This is a genomic window from Daejeonella sp. JGW-45, assembly GCF_029360805.1.
Lineage (GTDB): Bacteria > Bacteroidota > Bacteroidia > Sphingobacteriales > Sphingobacteriaceae > Daejeonella.
In genome coordinates this window covers 38,158-53,091 of record NZ_JARKNC010000001.1, presented here as the reverse complement: position 1 = coordinate 53,091, position 14,934 = coordinate 38,158, and the positions used below count along the sequence as shown (strand labels likewise).

General features: G+C 44.7%; 8 protein-coding genes, 2 tRNA genes and 2 rRNA genes. 6 read left to right on the top strand and 6 right to left on the bottom strand.

Going from position 1 to position 14,934, the window contains the following annotated elements; genetic code table 11:
* The first annotated feature begins 30 nt into the window (after positions 1-30).
* From P2W76_RS00250 to P2W76_RS00230, 5 genes are all read left to right on the top strand, one after another.
* Positions 31-108 (top strand) — tRNA-Ile (locus P2W76_RS00250).
* A 158-nt stretch (positions 109-266) separates the two neighbouring features.
* Positions 267-340: transfer RNA gene (locus P2W76_RS00245), tRNA-Ala, on the top strand.
* Between the two features lie 211 nt (positions 341-551).
* Positions 552-3,428, top strand: a 23S ribosomal RNA gene (locus tag P2W76_RS00240).
* Positions 3,429-3,636: 208 nt separating this feature from the next.
* Positions 3,637-3,748 (top strand): 5S ribosomal RNA (gene rrf, locus P2W76_RS00235).
* 491 nt (positions 3,749-4,239) lie between these two features.
* Positions 4,240-5,880, top strand: coding sequence for a S8 family peptidase (locus tag P2W76_RS00230; RefSeq protein ID WP_276345425.1), 1,641 nt, complete (start codon positions 4,240-4,242; stop codon positions 5,878-5,880).
* Positions 5,881-5,938: 58 nt separating this feature from the next.
* Here P2W76_RS00230 and P2W76_RS00225 read toward each other — a convergent pair whose 3' ends face one another.
* Positions 5,939-9,700 (bottom strand): metallophosphoesterase, encoded by a 3,762-nt coding sequence (locus P2W76_RS00225; RefSeq protein ID WP_276345423.1) that lies wholly within the window; start codon positions 9,698-9,700, stop codon positions 5,939-5,941.
* On the bottom strand, positions 9,690-10,595 hold the full coding sequence (locus P2W76_RS00220; RefSeq protein WP_276345422.1) for an SdiA-regulated domain-containing protein: 906 nt from the start codon (positions 10,593-10,595) through the stop codon (positions 9,690-9,692). The genes P2W76_RS00225 and P2W76_RS00220 overlap by 11 nt, the downstream gene beginning before the upstream one ends.
* 123 nt (positions 10,596-10,718) lie before the next feature.
* Here P2W76_RS00220 and P2W76_RS00215 point away from each other — a divergent pair, with 123 nt between their 5' ends.
* On the top strand, positions 10,719-11,903 hold the full coding sequence (locus P2W76_RS00215; RefSeq protein WP_276345420.1) for a Pycsar system effector family protein: 1,185 nt from the start codon (positions 10,719-10,721) through the stop codon (positions 11,901-11,903).
* On the opposite strand, the gene P2W76_RS00210 is transcribed toward P2W76_RS00215, so the two are convergent.
* The 4 genes from P2W76_RS00210 to P2W76_RS00195 form a co-directional block, all read right to left on the bottom strand.
* Positions 11,881-12,549: a DUF2652 domain-containing protein gene (locus P2W76_RS00210; RefSeq protein ID WP_276345419.1), complete on the bottom strand. Its 669-nt coding sequence runs from the start codon at positions 12,547-12,549 to the stop codon at positions 11,881-11,883. The two genes, P2W76_RS00215 and P2W76_RS00210, sit on opposite strands and share 23 nt — an antisense overlap.
* A gap of 217 nt (positions 12,550-12,766) precedes the next feature.
* The gene (ygiD, locus tag P2W76_RS00205; protein ID WP_346429817.1) at positions 12,767-13,648 is read right to left on the bottom strand and encodes a 4,5-DOPA dioxygenase extradiol; all 882 of its coding nucleotides are present in this window, start codon (positions 13,646-13,648) and stop codon (positions 12,767-12,769) included.
* An 18-nt stretch (positions 13,649-13,666) separates the two neighbouring features.
* Positions 13,667-14,137, bottom strand: coding sequence for a DoxX family protein (locus tag P2W76_RS00200; protein ID WP_276345418.1), 471 nt, complete (start codon positions 14,135-14,137; stop codon positions 13,667-13,669).
* Positions 14,138-14,214: 77 nt separating this feature from the next.
* Positions 14,215-14,877 (bottom strand): NAD(P)-binding domain-containing protein, encoded by a 663-nt coding sequence (locus tag P2W76_RS00195; protein WP_276345417.1) that lies wholly within the window; start codon positions 14,875-14,877, stop codon positions 14,215-14,217.
* Between the last annotated feature and the right edge of the window lie 57 nt (positions 14,878-14,934).

Here is a 14,934-nt window from a genome sequence, read left to right as displayed (position 1 = left end):
TGATACTCACTACTCAATACTCATTAACAGAGTCCCGTAGCTCAGTTTGGTTAGAGCACTACACTGATAATGTAGGGGTCAGCAGTTCAAATCTGCTCGGGACTACCAGGTCCGCAGTTCATCCCGATAGCTATCGGGACTGCTCGGGACTACTTTGAGTTATACGTTATAAGTGATACGTTTTACGTTAAACCTAGCGACCATAACTTGATAACTACACACAGAAACGTATAACGTAAAACTTAAGACGTTCAACTCATTTTGAAGGGGGATTAGCTCAGCTGGCTAGAGCACCTGCCTTGCACGCAGGGGGTCAACGGTTCGAATCCGTTATTCTCCACGCTGCTTCATAATAGGGAGCAAACGTTCTTTGACATATTGGAAAAAAGTAATTGAAAGAGAAGACAACAGTAGGGAAGTTGTTGGAAGGAGTAAAGAGCAAAGAAAAAAGAGCAAAGATGCGCAAGTGTCTTTGATCCTTGATCGTTGTTCCTTGATCCGGAAGGCAGCAGACCAAAAAAGCATTCTAACTGAGCAAAAGGCAGTTAGAAGAAGAAAGTAAGAAAGGGCACACGGGGGATGCCTAGGCTCTCAGAGGCGATGAAGGACGTGATAAGCTGCGATAAGCTTCGGGGATTAGCAAATATGACTTGATCCGAAGATTTCCGAATGGGGAAACCTAACTAGTTGAAGACTAGTTGCAAACATGCGCAAACCCGCTGAACTGAAACATCTAAGTAAGCGGAGGAAGAGAAAACAATAGTGATTTCCTGAGTAGTGGCGAGCGAAAGGGAAAGAGCCCAAACCGGGATTGTTACGGCAATTCCGGGGTTGTAGGACTACGATGTGGTATATTAAAGTGAAGTGGAATGGCTTGGGAAAGCCAATCATAGAGGGTGAGAATCCCGTACACGTAAGCGATAGTAACCTAGTAGGATCCTGAGTACCGCGAGGTCGGAGACGCCTTGTGGGAATCTAGCGGCACCATCCGCTAAGGCTAAATACTCCTGAGAGACCGATAGTGAACTAGTACCGTGAGGGAAAGGTGAAAAGAACCGCGAATAGCGGAGTGAAATAGAACCTGAAACCGTGTGCTTACAAGCGGTCGGAGCAGACTTGTTCTGTGACGGCGTGCCTTTTGCATAATGAGCCTACGAGTTACTCCTCTCTGGCAAGGTTAAGTGATTAAGTCACGAAGCCGAAGCGAAAGCGAGTCTGAATAGGGCGTATAGTCAGAGGGGGTAGACGCGAAACCTTGTGATCTACCCATGAGCAGGTTGAAGGTGCGGTAACACGTACTGGAGGACCGAACCGATAAACGTTGAAAAGTTTCCGGATGACTTGTGGGTAGGGGTGAAAGGCTAATCAAACTGGGAAATAGCTCGTACTCCCCGAAATGTTTTTAGGAACAGCGTCAGTATTAAGTTTCATAGAGGTAGAGCTACCGATTGGGTGCGGGGGAGTCAAATCCTACCAAATCCAGACGAACTCCGAATGCTAATGAAATATGACTGGCAGTGAGGCGCGGGGTGCTAAGGTCACGCGCCGAGAGGGAAAGAACCCAGACCATCAGCTAAGGTCCCCAAGTATACGCTAAGTTGAACTAACGAGGTCCGATTGCACAGACAGCTAGGATGTTGGCTTGGAAGCAGCCATTCATTTAAAGAGTGCGTAACAGCTCACTAGTCGAGCGATCGGGCATGGATAATAAACGGGCATTAAGTGTATCACCGAAGCTATGGACTCGAAAGAGTGGTAGGGGAGCATTCTGATATCAGTGAAGCTATACGCGTCAGCGGTGGTGGAGAGATCAGAAAAGCAAATGTAGGCATAAGTAACGATAAGGCGGGAGAGAAACCCGCCCACCGAAAGACTAAGGTTTCCTGATCAACGCTAATCGGATCAGGGTTAGTCGGGGCCTAAGGTGTACCCGAAGGGGGAAGCCGATGGACAATGGGTTAATATTCCCATACTTTTTATAACTGTGACGCGGTGACGGAGTAGTGACACTGTCGCGATCTGACGGAATAGATCGTTAAAAGGCGTAGGTATAGTAATCATAGGCAAATCCGTGATTATTGCTGAAACCCAATAGTACTGCAAACCTTCGGGGGCGTAGATAGAACAGGTAATCAGACTTCCAAGAAAACCCGCTAAACTTCAGGTTATAAAAACCCGTACCGTAAACCGACACAGGTAGTCGAGGAGAGAATCCTAAGGTGCTCGAGTGAATCATGGCTAAGGAACTCGGCAAAATGGCCCTGTAACTTCGGGAGAAGGGGCGCTGTCAGCAATGGCAGCCGCAGTGAAAAGGCCCAGGCGACTGTTTAACAAAAACACATGGCTTTGCAAAATCGAAAGATGAGGTATAAGGCCTGACACCTGCCCGGTGCTGGAAGGTTAAGAGGGGATGTTAGTCGCAAGGCGAAGCATTGAATCGAAGCCCCAGTAAACGGCGGCCGTAACTATAACGGTCCTAAGGTAGCGAAATTCCTTGTCGGGTAAGTTCCGACCTGCACGAATGGTGTAACGATCTGGGCGCTGTCTCAGCCATGAGCTCGGTGAAATTGTGGTATCGGTGAAGACGCCGGTTACCCGCAACGGGACGGAAAGACCCCATGCACCTTCACTACAACTTAACATTGATATTGGATACAGGATGTGTAGGATAGGTGGGAGTTAGTGAAGCGGCTTCGCCAGGAGTCGTGGAAACAACCTTGAAATACCACCCTTTCTGTATACGGTGTCTAATCCGGCTAAGTCGGAGACATTGTTTGGTGGGTAGTTTGACTGGGGTGGTCGCCTCCAAAAGAGTAACGGAGGCTTTCAAAGGTAAGCTCAGTACGCTTGGTAACCGTACGGGGAGTGCAATAGCATAAGCTTGCTTGACAGTGAGACAGACAAGTCGATCTGGGTCGAAAGACGGATATAGTGATCCGGCGGTTCTGCATGGAAGGGCCGTCGCTCAAAGGATAAAAGGTACGCTGGGGATAACAGGCTGATCTCCCCCAAGAGCTCATATCGACGGGGAGGTTTGGCACCTCGATGTCGGCTCGTCACATCCTGGGGCTGGAGAAGGTCCCAAGGGTTCGGCTGTTCGCCGATTAAAGTGGCACGCGAGCTGGGTTCAGAACGTCGCGAGACAGTTCGGTCCCTATCTGTTGTGGGCGTTGGAAGTTTGAGTGGGGCTGTCCTTAGTACGAGAGGACCGGGATGGACAAACCGCTAGTGAATCTGTTATGGCGCCAGCTGTACTGCAGAGTAGCTACGTTTGGAATAGATAAGCGCTGAAAGCATCTAAGTGCGAAACTAGCCACAAGATGAGACTTCCATTGAGGGTCGTAGAAGATGACTACGTTGATAGGTTACAGGTGTAAAGGTGGCGACATCATAGCCGAGTAATACTAATTGCCCGAAGCTTTCTTCGCGCTCCATTAACTGGAGTGCAAGGCAGATAGACTACTACTTGTAGTAGCTAATAATGCTGTTGTTTTCTTATTCAAGTACTTTTTCCTGTATGTTAAGATATTAGCGGAGTTAAACGTAATACGTTTTACGTAATACGTTGCAAAACGGATAAGTCAAGTGTTGCAAGACGTAGAACTTATCACGTACAACGTACAACTCCCAAAGTCTTCAGGTGCCTATATCGGTGGTGTCCACCTCTTCCCATTCCGAACAGAGAAGTTAAGCCCGCCAGAGCCAATGGTACTGCCGTAACAGGTGGGAGAGTAGGTCGGTGCCCAATTTTAAACAAGCCCTTGTTCCTGATGGAATGAGGGCTTTTTTTGTGGGCGAAGGTTTCTATGGGAGTCCATCAGCGCCAATGGTACTGTCCGCCCGGGGCGGATGGGAGTCCCGATAGGTATGGGGTAGGTCGCGGTGCCCATCCCGATAGCTATCGGGATTAAACAAGCCCCTTTCGAACGATCGGGGTTTTTTGTGGAAGATAATTCCCTCCTGACCGATGTGTTTGGAATATGGAACGAAGAGCAGCTGGTGCATTACCTGCATGATCATGGAATGTTTCTGAATGTGCAGTTTGTCCTTATTCTTTGTTCCTTGCGCTTACTCATCAGTCTTTAAAATTCTTTAAAATATTCTGTCACTTTGACATTGATACAGAACTATATCTTCCGGATATTCGTATATATGTGTAAAACCCGGATTCAATATATTTGGCATACTCGTTGGTCTGAATATTCGTTATCTTGAACATACATTGAAAAAATAAACAGAATGAATTTTATTAAAAGACTATTATACACTGCGGCGGTCTTTGCATTGCCCTTAACTTCCTTTGCACAGGGCAGCCCTGATGAAAAGCCAAAGGAAAATTGGCAGAACCTGGACTTAGTAAAGGATGGTGTTTTCGGCATTAGCACAGAGAAAGCTTACACTGAATTATTGAAAAATAAGAGCTCGAAGCCAGTGGTGGTAGCGGTTATCGATGGCGGCATTGATGAGAACCACGAGGATCTGAAACAAGTTATGTGGGTAAACGCAAAGGAGATACCTGCAAATGGTATAGACGATGACAAGAATGGCTATATAGATGATATACACGGCTGGAATTTCATAGGGTCGGCTAAGGGAACAAATGTTCACCACGATAATATGGAAGTTGTGAGATTGATCAATAAGCTTCAGCCTAAATATGCTGCTGCATTGAATTCGACTCCCTTTACCGAGGCTGAGCGTAAAGAGTTCCAGCTATATAAGAAATTGGTTACGGACTATATGGCCAAGCTTCAACAGGCTCAAATGGGTCTCCAAAACACAACGATGATTCTCAAATATCTTGACGAGATCCTGGTTAAAATGAATAAGACTGACCCGACGATCGATGACTTTAATGCATATAAGCCCGAGGGCGACATCGAGCCGCAGGTTGTTAAGTTCCTGAAGCCTGAGATAAAAAAGACTTCCTACAAAGAATTCAGGCAGGAACTGGAGGACGGTAAGAAGCATTACGACACGCAGGTTAAGTATCACTTGAATCTTGAATTTGATCCCAGAAAAGATTCTGTCGGAGATAATTATGCCGACAGTAGCGAACGGTATTACGGCAATAACGACATTACAGGACCAGATGCTGAACATGGGTCGCATGTAGCCGGAATTATCGGAGCAGTTCGGACAAATAATACCGGTATTAAGGGCGTTGCGGGTAACGTAAAGATAATGGCCATCCGTACTGTTCCTGACGGTGACGAGCGTGATAAGGACGTGGCTAATTCTATCAGATATGCAGTTGATAACGGGGCGAAAATTATCAATATGAGTTTTGGTAAAGGTTACTCCTGGGATAAGAAGGTGGTGGATGAGGCTGTGAAATATGCTGTTTCTAAAGATGTTCTTTTAGTGCATGCCGCTGGGAACGAGGCTAAGAACACGGAGAAAGAAGATAACGTGCCGAACAGGTTTTATGTCGACAGTACCGGTGTCACAATGGGCACAGCGGAAGGATGGATCGAGGTAGGTGCATCCAGCTGGAAGAACGATGAAGACCTGGTTGCTTCATTTTCAAACTACGGTGGCAAAACAGTTGATGTATTTGCACCCGGTGTTAAGATCAATTCGACAATGCCGGATTCCAAATATAAAGAAAATGACGGTACAAGTATGGCATCACCGGTCGTTGCTGGCTTAGCCGCGCTGATCCGCTCGTATTACCCTCAGTTCACAGCTGTGCAGGTTAAGGAAATAATCATGAACTCGGTTACTAAGGTTGAGCAGAAGGTTAAGATCAGAGAAGAAGGTACTTCAAAAAAGGTTGCGTTGAGTGAGATATCGGTATCTGGTGGTGTTGTAAACGCTTATAATGCTTTGTTACTGGCCGAAAAAACCAATTCCACTGCTGCTGTTAAATCCAAATAATAGAATAACATTTTAAGAAAGAGGGGCGCCGGTAACGGACCCCTTTTTTTATGCACTGTCAGAACGATAAGCCGCTTTTGAGTGTCAGATAGTGACCCTCCTTTGAAAAACCGTATCCGCTCGATACCAGGAATTTATTATAGAGATTAAGCCATATGCCAGGCCCGTATCCTTTATGCCATTTACTGGTGTCAGGAAGGTCTGAGTACACGCGCCCTGAATCAAAAAAGCCAAATAGCCCGAAGTCGCCGGTAAATATGTAGTTTCTAAAATGAGCTGCCTTGAACCTTATTTCTGTGTTTTGATACAGGTAGGATCTTCCTGAGAAGCGGTTATTTCTAAAGCCCCTTAAGTTGGTATTGCTACCTAAGGAGTTTGCCTGAAAGAATTTATAATCGCCAATATTTATTGCGGCACCAAACCGGACTGCGGCGGTTACCGGAAAACTAAAGTTCGGTGTAGCATAAAAGGAAATATCACTCTTTAGCTGCAGATATTTTTGTTTTGTGTTAGTAAACTCATTGAAATAGTTAATTTGATTAAACCATCTTACTCCGGAGCCCGGGAACAATTTATCATCCACAAAGTCAATATTGGCGAAAGACCGGATGCTTCCGTATTTTGAAGGGGCAGCTATCTCTGCTCTTTCAGGGAAAACCGGAGAGCTTACATACCTGTCGCCTGGCTTTTCAACACGGAAGTACTCATAGCCCGGGCCGATGCCGACGCTGAAAACCTTAGTGAAACGGTGTTGGTAAAAAGCAGCAAGGCTCAGGTTTTTTGTTCTCACCCTGAAATATTCGATATCGTCGCCAATATTAAGAGATGAGTTGCCCTGGCCATAGTAGTTAAAAGTATATTTCGGCCCATTAAAGCTGGCTCTGAAGAGGACATCATTATTTTTCCCGAAAATGGAATAGATGTCAGCCTTGTACCGGATCGTGTAAGCACCTGTTTTAGGTGCATAGTTGCCTGTCAGGCTCATATCATAGCTGGCAGGGAATTTCCTGAAGCCATAATGCTTAACGCCGAAGCCTCCGCCTATAAAAAGCCTGTCATCTGCGTTAAAATCAAAAGAGGGCCTGAATCCTTTGTTATCGTAATTAAATGAATTAAGCTCATAGCTATTGATATCGCCGTCATTTGATAGCCTGGCCGCTGGATTTCCCACCACTGAATTACTGTCCGATTTAAGGTCATAATATATGGTTCTTTCTGTTGAAAGATCTGTAATGGCGTCTCTCTTCTCACCACCAACAACACGGATTTTAATCGGATTATCAGACTGGCCGTCTATCAGTATGCTGTCGCGCCCGCTAAGGGCGAAGATATTTAGTTCCCTGGTGTCGGCATTAACAAAGGTGCGGTTGTACAGGGGACGAGTTACATTTTCGTTAGAATCAATTTTGTGAACAGTAAGGCGCGTTGTATTCCCGAAGCGTTCGATTCTGAAAAACTCCTTCTTATCTGAGCCTGTAACGGTTACTTCTTTGGCGAGTATGCGATAATATTCATCTGCTACTGCGGCGAGTTGTGCGCGCCGCGACTTAAGTTTGTCTATAATTTCCTGACCAGCCTCGCTATATACTTCTACGGGCATTTTCTTCACCGCACCTTCAATGATCGCATCAGTAAGGTCAGACTGCATTTGCACCGCTATGCGCTGCCAGTCCTCCCTCGTTAGTTCAGTAAGCAAATTCCGGTCAAGGTTCCGGGCTGCGATAGAAAGGTCCGCTGGCTTTCCTATAGTCATTTCGAACGATTGAATATCGGGCAGTACTTTACTAACAAATCTCGGAATCAGCCCGTCAAATTTGGTGAATGCCTGGTCGCGGTCGCGTGGAATTGGGCGGAAGATAACTCCATGCTGCTTCTTGAATTCGGCCCATCTCCACTGATCTTCATGACGGTCCCAGTCGCCTATCAGAATGTCAAATAAGCGAGATTTCAGGAACATTTCCTGGTCTACTTCGTTGTCATTGTCATCCTTTAACTCTTCGTACATTTTAGGGGTGCCCACAGCGTTTTTAGCATTACCAAAAGAGCTGAAATCTGAGAGATCTTCATCCGGCCTTACTTCAATAATACCCAGCTTGCCACCTACCTGCTGTATATAAGGGCCAAGCAAGGTGGAGTAGGGCATATAAACCAACTCGGGGTTTGTGTGATAAATACCAACGGCTTTAGCCATATCAGGAATCATAAGCGCGCCGTAGGGATGGGCAGACGAGATCTGATCCTGAATAAGATCTTCGGCAAAGGTTTTTAGGAAACCTTCAGGCAATAAAGCCGCCGGATTTTTTGCTACGGTACGGAACTGATAAAGGTTTTTATCCTTGCCTTCCATCTGCAGGCTGGTGGTTTGTTTACCCCCACCAAGTTTTACGGGAGTCAGCCCACCACCGAACGTATTAAGATCTAAGTATTTCACTTTTATAGGAATCGCCCAGGTATCTCTGTAATGTTCACCAAATAGCTGTCGTTTCAACGGCCCGGCGGTAAATGCGTCTCCGGCAATAACGGTTTTGACACTGTCTTTGTAACTTATTATCTTTTCTTCAGCGGTTTTTTCTTCCGTGTTCGATGGGATAGCATACAACGGAGTCCGGTACGAAATCCGGCCCTTCGAGCCATCACCCACAGGCTCCCAGAATTCGAGCCATGCCTGCCCGTTGTCGTAGTAATTCAGCCTGGCAAAACCCTGCATACTTCCCCCGCCATAGGAGAACAAAGCATCATTACCTTTGATCATGGAGGATGACTTTGAACCTGCACCGCTAATAATGTGGTTTATGTCATTGTACTTGTTGAACTGTAAAGCATGTTCATGGCCTGTGGCTAACACGATGTTCTTTTCATCTTCCAGTATGGAAAGGAGGCCTCTCTTTAATTGCTGGTAGTCTTTATTCGAAAGGTCTTGGCGGGATATCCCATATTGCCGCATTAATGGATAAATAGCCCCGATTATAGGAAGCGGTATGTAATAGTTGTCCCGTACCAGGGTAAGAGGGAACAGGTAGTCCTTAAGCGTATAGTAGCCACCATGACGGCCATTGCTGAATAGAGGATGGTGTTGCGCAATAATAATGTGCTTGCCTTTATTGCGGAGAATTATATCCTCCACCTGCTGGATGATCTCTAACCTGCTAGAAACCGTGCAGCCATTGTCTGGCGCCATAGATTTCTCATGTTTGCTCAGCCACCACTCAGAATCAATAGCAATAACGACAAGATCTTTGTTTAGCTGGACTTCTACCGGGCCGCCGCAGCCATTACTGGGCATCAGTACGTCGCCGGAATTCAGATACTGTTCAATGTATTGTTCCTGGCGGTTAATGGCAGCCAGGCCGCCCGAACGCCCTTCATTCCAGTCATGATTGCCAGGTAAGAATATTTTTCGCCCCTTGAAGTTTTTAACGACGTTCATTTGCTCATTGATCCGGCGCTCTTTCTCCTCCCGGTCTGCGTCGTCAGGCTCGGGCATTCCAGTTTCATAGATGTTGTCGCCCAGGAAGATCACTACATCTTCTTTGCGGGAGTTATTGACTGCACCAGTATCAGTCGAAGTGTACACCTTTGAAGTGTCATGATGAAATACCTGCGATTGCAAGAGTTTAAGCACGGGCTCCTGCCGGTCTTTGTCAGGAACTCCTCCATCGCCAAATAGCCACACAGAATATTTTAGCTTGAGCGTATCGGGGCTATTGGCAGTTTGCCAATTTAACTGGGTTTTATCGTAATAAGGTTTCAGGCTGGTACATGCCTGAATGGTAATCAGTCCTGCAAGAACAAGTACGGCTATACAAAAATTATTTTTCATGTATTATTTCTAAAATATTCCCAATGCCCGATTTACCCCCTTCATTTGAAACATACAGCTTACCGTTCGGAGAAAATGCCATACCTTCAGGTTGCTTATATTCAGGCCCGTTCAATTGTATAATTCTCTTGATTGTACCTTCAGGGGATAAGATCACTATCAGCCCATTAATGGATGAAAGAATATATATATCGCCAACCTTCTCGTTTACGGTAATTGCAGATGATCGAAAAACTTTGTTCATATTCTCATTACCTAGTGCCTTCAGGAATTTTTTAGAACTTTCTTCCAATGCATCACCTTCGAATTGCTTTTCAATTTCAGACAGTTTAAGGGTGTATACAGGTTTTTTTTGAAATGTCATGGTTGCTAAATCAAAACCATAAATATGCTTGCTTGTTTTATCTTTAGTAATTCCATACTCTTTAGGTGCAATTAAGAGCCTGTTGGTTTTGGAATCGTAACCCAGACCCTCGATGTCGTTGTCTTTCCCGAGTGGAGTAGTAAACGTCTTTAAGACCGGGTTAGATGACTCAAAATCTTTTATTTGCGAAATTATTCCCTCACTGTTTATGACATAGACGTCATTGCCGACTTTAACCAGGTCTTCATAATCGCCTTGTCCGGCAAAGCTTTGTTTTTTAATTATTTTGCCCTGTGCGATGTTATAGTAATACAGCATACCTCTTTCATCCTGTATGGCAACCAATACACTATCATTTAAAAATGTGATCCCTGAAATTTCAGCTAATTCTAATGGCAGTTCATGAATATCTTTTTTTGCCGACTTGACAAGTTTTTCGTTCTGATTAATTTTTGCCGAATTAGGGTCTGCAAAAGGGTTATTGCATGAAGTCAGGAGAATAATAAACAGTATAGTACGAATTATTGCCATAATTTATTAATTTCAGTACCAGTGATTTGCTATAATCATACCAAAACAGTCCCCATAAAATAATATTCTTAACAGATGATGGCATAGTTTTTACTTATAAGAATAAGAATTAACAGAACTTCCATGAAAAGTAATACAATTGTTAAAGATGCGTCGGAGTACGTTTTTAATTTATTTAAGGATAAGCTTCCCGGAGACTATGTTTATCATAACTACAACCACACAGCGGAAACAGTTAAAGCCTGCAAGAAGCTCTCAAAATCTTATAACTTAACCAGCCGGGATTACGAGGTTCTGTTGCTGGCAGCGATCTTTCATGATACCGGATATATTTCTGCCTACGAGCATCATGAAGAGGAAAGCGTTAAATTCATGAAGGAATATCTGCAGGGTAATTATCCGGACGATGATATCAAGGAAATAGAAGACTTGATACTTTCTACTAAATACAGGAACTCACCTGATGGCTCGCTACAGGAAATTCTTCACGACGCGGATTATATAAACCTTGGCAGTAAAACATTCGACCACCGGGCCGACCTTTTGCGTATTGAATGGGAAAGAATACTTCAGAAAACTTACAGCGAAGAAGAGTGGGCGCAGATCCAGCTTCAGTTTTTGCTGGATACTCAATTTAAAACCGAAGATGCAGTCCTTAAATATAACGAGCAGAAGGAGCTGAATATCCTTAAGCAAAGGAGTAAAATCGACGACTACATCAAGGCCACTGCCAAAGCTGAACAGAAGGTTAAGGCAAAGCCAGTTAAAGACGGACGCGGAATCGAAACACTTTATCGCTCGGTTTACGACTATCACATCAATCTGACCTCCATTGCTGATAATAAGGCTAATATGATGATCAGTATTAATACGATCATTATTTCTATCGTGATCACCCTCTTCGGAACGGGCTTCACGTTCTCAAGCCAGAGTGAGTTCGCCAGTGTCAGGTTCGTATTTCCGATGGCATTCCTGCTGCTTACCAGTCTCCTTGCAGTTGTATTTGCTATCCTTTCTGCCCGGCCTACAGTAACAACTAAAGAGAAATATGAGCTTAGCAAGAAAGACAGCAGTATTCTCTTTTTCGGAAACTTCGCCCAACTTCAGCTAAGAGAATTTGTTGAGAAGATCAAGGAGCTGAAACAGGCGAAAGAAGAGTTGTATGACAGTATGTCTATCGACATTTACTATCTTGGAAGCGTGTTGATCAAGAAATATAATTACCTGAGCTGGTCGTACAATATCTTTATGTTCGGAATGGTGATCTGTGCGGTCGGATTTGTAATTATAATGCTGTTTTCTTACTAGGTTTCAGCATAAGCGAAATTTCCTCTTCCAGCAGATATTCCATTTCATCCAGGGTGATGTAACGATAGCCTACTTCGCCTATAAATTCATAAGTTTCGCTCCCTGTCCGGATATTTTCCCAGTGGAACCATTGCTGCAGGTTTTCCCTGTCCTTAATCTTAGACAGGTATTTCTCTGTGAGTAGGATATAATTGTAGTCCTCAACTTTATTCTTCAAAAGTTTATGCGCTATAATTACATCCTGTCCCAATAATTTTATCCTGCCTTTAATATTGGCAATACTTATATCCCCATAGTGGATAATGATTTTTAAACCAAGCTGGCTGTCGGCAAGGTAAAGCTCATAATTCTCAGGATCATTCTCCTTAACGGAGCGAATAAAGTCGGAAAAGGTTTTATAAAGCGCTTTACACTGCGCCGCTACCCGGCCTACCGCGGGTAATCTCCCTGTTTTGTAGAAAAATATCGCGTCACCTTCTATTTCACCGATCTTCATTTTGAGGACGTTGCAATCGATCAGCTTTCGAAGTAATGCGGGAATAACTTCCCTCGAGAAATTAACATCAGTTGTAGCGATGAACTTAGTGAAACCTGTAATATCCGGCACGCAAAAGAATGCTGGCTCAGTTCCGTCTTTATTTTCCATATCAGGTTATAACCATCATCAATAATACAACTAATATACCACCTTTGGTGCTAGCTGTCAATTATCAGTTGAGCGTGCCTTGTTCGAATTACATATGGCCATCACCTGGCCCATTTTAGCAAACAATACCCTATTATTTGCCTTCTGTATAAGTTACATCAATTCCCCGGAGGAAGTCTGCTTCATTTTAGATATCCCGTTCCGTTTGAAATAGAAATTACCCCAGTTTTACCGATGTCATCGTCAATGAACCTCCTACGGCTGTGTCATTGAAAAATGAAACTTCGTCTTTCCCGCTTTTCAAGCCTAAGGTGTACATCAGCGGCAAATAATGTTCTGGCGTAGGAATCGCAAGCATGGCTTCCCGGCCCAGGCTGCTGTAATTGATCAGCGGCTTATGATTGTCACTTGAGATCAGTTCCTTGAAGGTATTATTCATCTGTTTCGCCCAATCGTAGCCGTAGTCAGCATCGTTCATTTTATCCCATGCAACCATCCGCAGATTATGTACCATGTTGCCGCTGCCGATTATGAGCACACCTTTTTTCCTTAAAGCATGTAATTCTTTAGCCAGGTCGTAGTGATATTGCGGTCCTTTAGTATAGTCAATACTGAGTTGCAAGACCGGGATATTTGCCTCAGGATACATGTGCCTTACCACAGTCCACGTTCCGTGGTCCAGGCCCCAGTCGTGATCTAATTCGACGCTGGCCGAATGCAGTAAGCTGACCGTTTCTTTCGCCAGAGCCGGATTGCCCGGTGCCGGGTACTGCACTGCAAATAACTCCTTTGGAAACCCTCCGAAATCATGAATAGTTTCCGGGAAATCCATAGCAGTTATTTTCGTGCCTTTGGTAAACCAATGTGCTGATACCACAAGCACTGCCTTCGGCGTAGGTATTTCCCCGGCCATTTTTGTCCATCTGCGGCTGAACTCCGTGTCTTCAATACCGTTCATTGGCGAGCCGTGTCCGATAAACAGGGCAGGCATTGTTTGTTCCTGCCCGTCTAAGTTGCTTGTAAAGCTTTTAAATGCTGCTAATGTTGTCATACCTGTTGCTCCTGTAATGATGGTTTTAATAAATTGATTCCTTTTCATGGCTGATGTGCCGTGGTCTTATTTGTTAAGTGTCCGGGAGTTCTGCTCAGGCCTGACTTCCGAAGGAACTCTCCTTAGACGTCCCTGAAGGAGGTAGTCGACCGAGTATTTGCCGCTGCCCATAAACAAAAGAACCACATATACCAGCAAGTACTGAAAAGCCGATTCCTGCTTGACAAATGGATCTGCACCATGAACTAATAAAGCTGCCACTAACATGGTTATGATCAGAGGAACTACCGCCAATCTTGTTGCAAGACCTGCGAAAAGTAAAATCGAACAAGCCACCTCTGCGAAAACTGCGAGAGCCAGTGAAAGCTCCGGGCTTAAACCCACTACTGCCGGGAACTGTACAGGTACTCCGGAAAACAGCATCATCATTTTGGGTATACCGTGTGTTAACATTAGTATTGCAATTCCGGCTCTTGCTATCAGCAAGGCTATATCATTAATTGCAGGGGCGGTGCTTACGTTTATTATTTTTTTCATCAGTGTATAATTATTTTTTAGTGGATGAGCTTGCATGAGCTGGGAACAGTTGTCTATTCGATTAGTCTTTAAGTTTATTAATTATGCAGGATCTTCCAGCCTGCCAGCCAGTTGTAGTTGTATTTCATGCCTAGCCGGATGAGTAATAGCTGCATGTTTTCCAGTGTCCGGCTAACATGCAGGTCGCCTGCAATAATTGGGCGGAAGCCTGCTGTTGCAACCAGTTCAGAAACTATTTGCAGGGCATCTTCATCGTTTCCGGCAATAAAAGCATCGACTTGTTTACCATCGATCACAGGTGTGGAAAAATCGGCAGCGAAGGTGGTGTTGAACGCTTTAATTACCTTTGAGTTTGGCAATAACTTTTGCAATTCCTCTGCAGCGCTGGTATCTGGTGTGGTCAGCAATCCGTCGAAAGTACCGTTTAGCGGATTAGCAATTGACACTACAATTTTTTGATTAGCAACCTCCCTGATCCTTTCAGCCGCTTCTTTTTCGGCCTCGTAGGGAATCGCAAGGATTATAATATCGGCCTCCCATCCGGCTTCTACAGGGCATACAGCCGCTTCTATATCGGCGTTTCCGTTCCTGGATTTGATCTCTTTCACCAGGGCGTCGAGCTCATCCTGCTTATTGGATTTTAACAGCAAACGGTAATTTCCTTTAGAAAGGCTCTTTGCAATGGCTGAGCCCATATTGCCCGTTGCACCTATTACTGCTACAGTTTGTTTCGTTTTCATTTCTTGTTTTTTGATATACAAAGGTACCCCGGCAGCCGGCTCCAGTCCATTGCCTGT